The following is a 7,047-nucleotide window of genomic DNA, read 5'->3' as shown; positions in this document are numbered from 1 at the left end:
ACAGCTTTAATTACGCCGTGAAATCCTTTTGCTTCAGCACTATATTGTGTCATAACGATTACCTCCTAACATTTATTTATCTGCTGGTACTCTCCATGCCGTTATCCATTCGAATTGCGCCACCATTAATATGGTTGGCTTGCTCTGAAGCTAAAAATACTGCTACATCAGCAACTTCGGTTGGAGTGGCGTAGCGATTGTCTAAATAGCCGGCTGCATATTTTTTTTGAGCTTCTTCATGGGATAGATTTGGAAGCGCCATTTTTTCAATTCGTTTCATCATGTCAGTATCAATGGCTCCGGGAGATACAGCGTTGACATTGATTCCGTGGGGCCCCAATTCCATGGCGACGCTTTTTACCAAGCCGAGTGTTGCATGTTTTGACGAGCAATAATGAGACATTGATGGTGAGCCAACCATTGACCCATCTGAAGCAATAACGACGATGTGCCCGTGATTTTGCTTAATCATCTGCACGGCAACGTATTTCATGCAGTACATAACTCCAAAAACATTTACTGCAAATGTATGCTCAAAGTTTTCATAAGTTTGCTCCTGTATAGGCAATGCTTTGCCTTCATCGCCTGCATTAGGGACGAGAACATCTAAACTACCATAATGCTTAACCGTTTTTGCAATCAAGTCTTTTACTTGTCCTTCTTTGGTTACATCAACAATTGAAGTTAGCAGATGATCTTCAGCAATATCCAAAGTTGGCACAAATTTATCTAATTTTTCTTGACTAGTTGAAGAAATTGACAATTTTGCTCCTTCTTTGGCGAATTCTCTTACTAAAGCCTGTCCAACCCCGCCAGTTGACCCGGTAATTAAAACTACTTTATTTTTTAAACCGAAATCCATATGTTTTCCTTTCTTTAAAAATTTATATATCCAGTTTTTTACAAATGAATTATAAATGATGCTTCTCTATAATAGAAATAGAAGTCTTTTATATTTAATAAGGAAAAATAATAATGGATATAAGTAAACTAAGGATCTTTGTCAATTTAGTTGAAACGCAAAATTTTACTCGGACAGCACAGAATTTAAACCTAACGCAGCCAAGCGTCAGCTACATTATTAAATCAATCGAAGATGAGGTTGGGCAACAGCTGTTTATTCGTAACAAAAGGCATGTCATTCCAACCAAAAATGGTTTAATTTTTTATAATCAAATCAAACCATTAATTAATAAATATTATTCAGCTATTCAGAGTATAAGAGATAACGAAAAGGAAGAGGCAAATATTATCAATATTGGTTGTTCTGTTACCCCTTACCATCTAAAAGTAATTCCAGTGTGGATTAAAAAGTTTAGTCTGATGTATCCAAAAACTAAATTTAATGTAACAATTCTGGATCACAACAAGTTGAAACGATATTTGGAAAATGAGGACATTGACCTGTTTTTAACCAGTAAGGGTGATGCGTCCGATTTAAAGAACGTCACGTTTTATCCCTTAGTTGAGGATCAATTTTTTGCAATCATTCCTAATAATAATTCTCTGGCAAATGAAAAAGAGCTGGTTCTAAGTGCCTTTTCTGGTCAAAATATGATTTTTGTTGATAATGATCTAGCTGGCATTGAAATGATTGACCAACAAAATCAGATTATTAAAGCAAATAAAAACTTAAAAATTACATATACCAATGACTTATCCGGCACACTCATTTTAGTCAATGCCTTACAAGGCATTACTATAGGCTTGAAATTTATTTATACAAAATCAGATGAGCAATTGACACATGTTCCAATTAAAAACAGTCCTATCGTTACTTATGGTGCGGTTATCAATAAGAAAAATAATAGGCAGATAGTAAAGACATTTATCAAATTTGTTCAGAAAAATCTGCTATTATATGTGCATTAATTAATTGAAATATTGGCTTATATAATTTGAATATACTTGGGTTAATAGGCGGAGTATATAATTGACAAAACACTAACTTTACCATTTGAAATCATCCAACGTTTATGATGCAACCCGTTTTCCCGAGATGTGATTGAAAAATTGGCAGAGGTTTGTCAAAAAGCTGGTCTCAAATTTGACCTGTATTATTCACAAGATTTAGATTGGCACGAGCCTAACGGCGGCGGTTACCTCTCAATAACATTGCATTCGCTGGGACCACTTGGGACAATAGCTGAGACTTTCCGCAGAAGGATAAAGATTTTAGTCAATGTTTTACCGATAAAATCATGCCACAAATTAAAGAAATTATGAGTAATTATGGGCGAGATTGCGACTGCATGGTTCGATATTCCAATGGCTTTAAGTGAGGAGCAAAGCCATGAAATTTATGATACGGTCAAAGAACTGCAGCCCGATTGCCTAATTAATTCACGTCTGTGTAACGGCCGGAACGATTAATGACTCTTGGGGCTTTTCCTACCGTGATCAAAATTGGAAAGATCCCGCTACTATTTATCAATATCAACAACATTTAAACAGCCTAGGCATTAACTTATCTTCTGAATGTATGGCTTGATGGACTTGGAAGAATTTCACTTCCCGCACAGCAAATATCGGGTCTGCTGCTAAGTTAGCCCAAAAATTGAAGTTAGGGAACTCTTTATACTATTAAAATTTAGCCCCTTGGTTGAATAATTTAAGGAGCTTTATTGTCTGAAAAAGCACTGGTTTATGTTTTTAAAAGCGAAATCAATCCTTGATAACAGGAACAGTAAATTAATTCTGCAATTTTTTCGGGCGTAATAGTTGGATGCTTGGCCCACCATTTTTGCGTTTCTAGCAAATTAACAAAATAGAGGTTAGAAAAATAATCTAAGATAATTCCATTAACTCTCTGTCCCTGTAAAATGTTTTTAATTTCATGCTTTACGTTATTCTCAATTTCTTTTCTGGGGTCAAAAGAAGCTTTTTTTATATTAAGGAGTAAAGGTACGTATTTGATTTGCTTTGAAATTTTTTCTAATGCTACGGTCGTTTTAGCAATGTTTTCTTTTTGATCAAGTGTAAAAGAATTGCGTAAACCATCAACGAAGGGAATCATGTAACGATTCCAGGAAAAGCGCAGCAGTTCGTTTTTATTGTTAAAGCAAAGATAAAAAGTAGTTCTGGCAACTTTGGCCACATGTGTGATGTCACAGATTTTTATCTGTTCAAAACTCTTATTATTAAGAAGGCTAAACAGTGCATTGCTTAGCCGCAGCTCTAAGCTTAAATTTTGCTTTTTCATAATAATCGCTTTCATTAAGTTGACAAAAAAATGATATATGTCGATGACTAAGGCTCAAAAACCCATTATGATTAGTTTAACAAAGTTATTAAAACATGGAGGTTAAATAAAATGACTAATCGGGTAGAAAAAATCTTGGGAATTAAAAAGCCAGTTATTCAGGGAGCTATGGCCTTCACTTCGCTTGCACCTTTGGTATCTGCCGTTTCAAATGCAGGTGGATTAGGTGTTCTTGGTGTTGGCTATATGCCTAAAGATGCAAGCATTGTAGAAATTGAAAAAACCAAAAAATTAACAAATAAACCATTTGCGGTTAACGTCATTATGCAAGAAGGTCTAGTCGAACAGGCTGATGAAGTACTAGAAGAGACACAACCGCCTGTAGTTTATGCAGATGCAATGCGGCTAAATGACAGTTTATGTCAAAAATACTTTCCAATATGGCAGAAAAAGGGGATGAAAATAATCGTCAAAGCCAGTTATTTAAAAGACGCGATTACAGCTGAGAAAGCGGGAGCCAATTTGGTGATTGCAAAGGGCTGGGAAGGCGGTGGCCATGTTTCGTTTGAATCAACAATGGCTCTTGTTCCACAGATAGTTAATGCAATCAGTGTTCCAATTATCGCTGCAGGCGGAATTGTTGATGGACGTAGTGGTGCAGCCGCTTTTGCTCTTGGCGCAGAAGGAATTGAAATGGGTACGGCCTTTTTGGTTTCTGATGAACTGTCAATAAATTCTAGGGCTAAAGACGCTATTATCGCTGCTGGTGATATGTCGACGGTGGAAGTTTCTTATGCCAACGATGCTCCGTTTAGAATGATTGCCAACAAACTTTCTGAGCAAATTAGGAAAACGGAAGCTACACATTTAAAAAAAGCTGCAGCTGAAAAGGAACAGGGACTTGATGCAGATGCAATTAGGATGGGGATGTATCAAGGCGATACGGAAAATGGTGCAATTATGGTTGGCCAGGATTTGGCCCTGATTAAATCTAGAAAAAGTGCTAAGCAAATTATTGATGACGTTTTAGGAGATACAAGAAAAGTACTGGATTCACTAAATGACATTGAATTTTGATATAAAAAACAAGGTACTTTTAACTCAATAAAGTAAAAAAACTGTGGTATATAGTGAAATGCTCCATATAGTTAGATATTAATCTTACTATATGGAGCACTTTGTTCATGACTAAATATTCAACTGCTTTGAAAACTGAAATTGTTTGTAAATATCTAGTACGCCAAAACTTTTTGACTGGCTTAAGCAAAGAATATGGCATTTGATTACAAGGCTATCAGAGCCAGATTAAGCCCAACTTTAGCTTAATTTACCCTGAACATAAGTGGCATTCAAGTGTGGTCGAGTTCAAGCCCAATGGTCATTGTCAATATTATTGATGTCCGCACGCAAGGTGTGATTGCCTACTCTATTTCTCACAGTTGGACATACTAAGACAGACTTGGCGCAAGCATCCAGCTTTGACTGGCCTAATTTTTCCTGCAGATTAAGGTTGGCCTACCAACATCCTAAGTTCCAAGCTTGGCTAAAAGTCCATGGGGTTAATCAGTTCATGTCGCGTAAGGATAACTCCTTAGATGGTGGGGTAATGGAAGGCCTCTTTGGCATACCAAACGGAAAATGTTCCACAGCTTTGAAACCCAATTTTAGAATCTAAACGAACTGGAAGAAGCAATCAAAAAATATATCAGTTACTATAACAAGCAAAGAATTATGACCAAACTAAAGGACTAACCCCGATTCGAGCATTAATCCTGAGTTGAAATTTATTAAACTGTCACAATTTTGGGTTCACATCAGAAGCTGCAGGAATATTTTCATTAAATTATGATTGCTTAGAAGCACCTGAACTTACATCGGCTGTCGTCTTGGTTTCGTCAGGAACGAGCTTTTGTCCAGTTTGTTCTAAATACCGGTTGATGATTGGCAAAAGGTCAACAATCCATTCAGTTACACCGGCATAGTTGCCATTTTTATCACGCATATCCTTAAAGGAAGCGACCATATATACTTCATCGCTAGGGCGAATTAACCTGTATGTTTTGCCCGTCTTGGCATAATCCATAATTGCCTGAACGTGTGGCATTGAGGATGATTTGTGAACCTCTGTCAATGTTTGCCCAAGTCTTTCAGGCCAACGCGGTGACAGAAGTTTTTTCTTAGGAATTTCGTTGTTGCAATAAACATAGCGGTCTTCTTTATCGATTGTAATAAGCTCAAGCGGAAGACAGTTGAATACTGCATCTATTTGGTCAACTGTCATCAGACCCTGATCCAGCTCGACATAGTCAGATCCCTTAGCTGCATTAACCTTTTTTGATGTTTCAACCACCCAAGCACTGGTTGCTTCTTCTGTGTGTTTAACCATTTTTAAGCCTCCGTAATTGTTTTCATAAAATTATTTACACAGCAAGTATATTTTATTTATACTTATAAGTGAAATTAATATCAGCTATTAATAATAAGCATTACTTATAAGGTGAAATAATGGATATTAAAAAATTGGTAACATTCATTAACTTAGTTGAGACACGTAATTACACCAGAACTGCGAAAATGATGCATGTGACTCAACCAACGGTTACTCACGATATTAATGCCATTGAAAATGAAGTTGGAGTCAAAATGTTCAATCGTAATAAACGGTACGTCAATGTCACGCAAGATGGGCAGCAATTTTATCAAAAAATTAGACCGCTAATTAATAGCTATTATTCGGCAGTACAGGATATTCAAAAAAGAAGTTTACAAGAAAAAACATTAATTACGTTGGGTTACTCCTACTCACTTTTTAATGATTTTTATCTTCCCGTATGGATAAAACAATTTCAAAAATCCCATCCGGAAGTTAAGTTTGCACTTGAAAATTTGACTCATAATGATTTGAAACAACACTTTTTAACAGATGAACTGGATGTGGTAATCACAACAGGTGAGGAAGCCTTGGATCTAAGCAACGTTAAAAGCTATTTAATTGAAAAAGAATCATTTATGGCAATCGTACCAAAAGATAACCCGCTAAGTGAGCGGTTTGTACTGCAACTCAATGATTTTCAAGGCCAACAAATGCTATTTTTGGATGGCAACTGGGCGGCAGTAGATTTGATTAATTTACAAAATAAAATCATCCATTTAAACGATGAAATAAACGTAACCTACGCTGAAGATTTGCCTACACTCAATATTTTACTTAAAAGTGGGCAGGGAATTACTGTTGGTTTATATTGCATATATGCAGAGCTAGATGATTCTTTAACCTATGTACCTTTAAATTGTGAGCAAACGGTAGATTTTATCATCCTCACGCATAAAAATAATGATAAAAGAATAGTGCATCAATTTATCAAATTTATTCAGAAAAATATTTAAAAGCAAACGGTGTATGTGATACAAGCTAATGTGGCTAGTGCGATGCTAGTTTATGACATTTGATATCAAAACTCATGATTATTAATAACGAAATAATTTTGAGTGCTTAGTTTATTACTTTAATTATAAAAATATCAATCTGATCTGATAAGAACAACAAAGAAATATATAATTTATTTAAAAAGGTAACCCACAATAAATAGGCTTTTTTAATAATACTTGCTATTTCTGTTTATCGTAAAAGTAAAAAAGTCCTGATTTACGGAGATCAGGACTTTTAAGTTTATTTAACCTACCATTACTTTGGCACGATTCTGATATTGTATAAGCTGCTAGGCAAAGTTTCATTCCTTCCAACGCAAAAAATGATTTTAGCTGGCCTATGTTCTCGAACACATAACTTTTTTGCCAGCATCGTTATGCTTAACGTAATTGCATTATCCTATTCCTAGTAATAT

8 protein-coding genes and 1 pseudogene are annotated in these 7,047 nt (G+C 35.6%); 6 read left to right on the top strand and 3 right to left on the bottom strand.

From position 1 onward, the window contains the following. Positions 1–76: 76 nt before the first annotated feature. Positions 77–862: an SDR family oxidoreductase gene (locus Q0K80_RS09535; RefSeq protein WP_294605771.1), complete on the bottom strand. Its 786-nt coding sequence runs from the start codon at positions 860–862 to the stop codon at positions 77–79. A gap of 113 nt (positions 863–975) precedes the next feature. Between Q0K80_RS09535 and Q0K80_RS09530 the strand changes: the two genes are divergently transcribed. Further along, entirely contained in the window at positions 976–1,872 is an 897-nt protein-coding gene (locus tag Q0K80_RS09530; protein ID WP_294605769.1) for a LysR family transcriptional regulator, read from the top strand. 76 nt (positions 1,873–1,948) lie between these two features. Then, positions 1,949–2,549 (top strand): annotated as a pseudogene (locus Q0K80_RS09525) (alpha-L-fucosidase); the annotation flags it as partial. Positions 2,550–2,644: 95 nt separating this feature from the next. Here Q0K80_RS09525 and Q0K80_RS09520 read toward each other — a convergent pair. Then, positions 2,645–3,202, bottom strand: a complete 558-nt coding sequence (locus tag Q0K80_RS09520) for a hypothetical protein (protein WP_294605767.1) — start codon at positions 3,200–3,202, stop codon at positions 2,645–2,647. A 111-nt stretch (positions 3,203–3,313) separates the two neighbouring features. Here Q0K80_RS09520 and Q0K80_RS09515 point away from each other — a divergent pair, with 111 nt between their 5' ends. From Q0K80_RS09515 to Q0K80_RS10425, 3 genes are all read left to right on the top strand, one after another. Beyond that, entirely contained in the window at positions 3,314–4,279 is a 966-nt protein-coding gene (locus tag Q0K80_RS09515) for a nitronate monooxygenase (protein WP_294605765.1), read from the top strand. A 340-nt stretch (positions 4,280–4,619) separates the two neighbouring features. Further along, complete coding sequence (locus Q0K80_RS09510) at positions 4,620–4,877, top strand: hypothetical protein (RefSeq protein ID WP_294605763.1); 258 nt, start codon at positions 4,620–4,622, stop codon at positions 4,875–4,877. A gap of 5 nt (positions 4,878–4,882) precedes the next feature. Next, on the top strand, positions 4,883–4,954 hold the full coding sequence (locus Q0K80_RS10425) for an IS3 family transposase (RefSeq protein ID WP_365935616.1): 72 nt from the start codon (positions 4,883–4,885) through the stop codon (positions 4,952–4,954). 91 nt (positions 4,955–5,045) lie between these two features. On the opposite strand, the gene Q0K80_RS09505 is transcribed toward Q0K80_RS10425, so the two are convergent. Then, positions 5,046–5,588 (bottom strand): PAS domain-containing protein, encoded by a 543-nt coding sequence (locus Q0K80_RS09505; RefSeq protein WP_294605761.1) that lies wholly within the window; start codon positions 5,586–5,588, stop codon positions 5,046–5,048. Positions 5,589–5,707: 119 nt separating this feature from the next. On the opposite strand from Q0K80_RS09505, the gene Q0K80_RS09500 reads away from it, so the two are divergent. After that, positions 5,708–6,589 (top strand): LysR family transcriptional regulator, encoded by an 882-nt coding sequence (locus Q0K80_RS09500; RefSeq protein ID WP_294605759.1) that lies wholly within the window; start codon positions 5,708–5,710, stop codon positions 6,587–6,589. Positions 6,590–7,047 lie beyond the last annotated feature (458 nt).

Source organism: uncultured Lactobacillus sp. (assembly GCF_945290125.1).
In the GTDB taxonomy this organism is placed as follows: Bacteria; Bacillota; Bacilli; order Lactobacillales; family Lactobacillaceae; genus Lactobacillus; species Lactobacillus rizhaonensis.
This window is presented reverse-complemented; position numbering and strand designations above follow the sequence as displayed.

What these genes read in the sequence shown, in the direction of transcription:
- Q0K80_RS09535 (WP_294605771.1), bottom strand. Translation starts at nt 862, where the DNA reads ATGGATTTCGGTTTAAAAAATAAAGTAGTTTTAATTACCGGGTCAACT.
- Q0K80_RS09530 (WP_294605769.1), top strand. Translation starts at nt 976, where the DNA reads ATGGATATAAGTAAACTAAGGATCTTTGTCAATTTAGTTGAAACGCAA.
- Q0K80_RS09520 (WP_294605767.1), bottom strand. Translation starts at nt 3,202, where the DNA reads ATGAAAAAGCAAAATTTAAGCTTAGAGCTGCGGCTAAGCAATGCACTG.
- Q0K80_RS09515 (WP_294605765.1), top strand. Translation starts at nt 3,314, where the DNA reads ATGACTAATCGGGTAGAAAAAATCTTGGGAATTAAAAAGCCAGTTATT.
- Q0K80_RS09505 (WP_294605761.1), bottom strand. Translation starts at nt 5,588, where the DNA reads ATGGTTAAACACACAGAAGAAGCAACCAGTGCTTGGGTGGTTGAAACA.
- Q0K80_RS09500 (WP_294605759.1), top strand. Translation starts at nt 5,708, where the DNA reads ATGGATATTAAAAAATTGGTAACATTCATTAACTTAGTTGAGACACGT.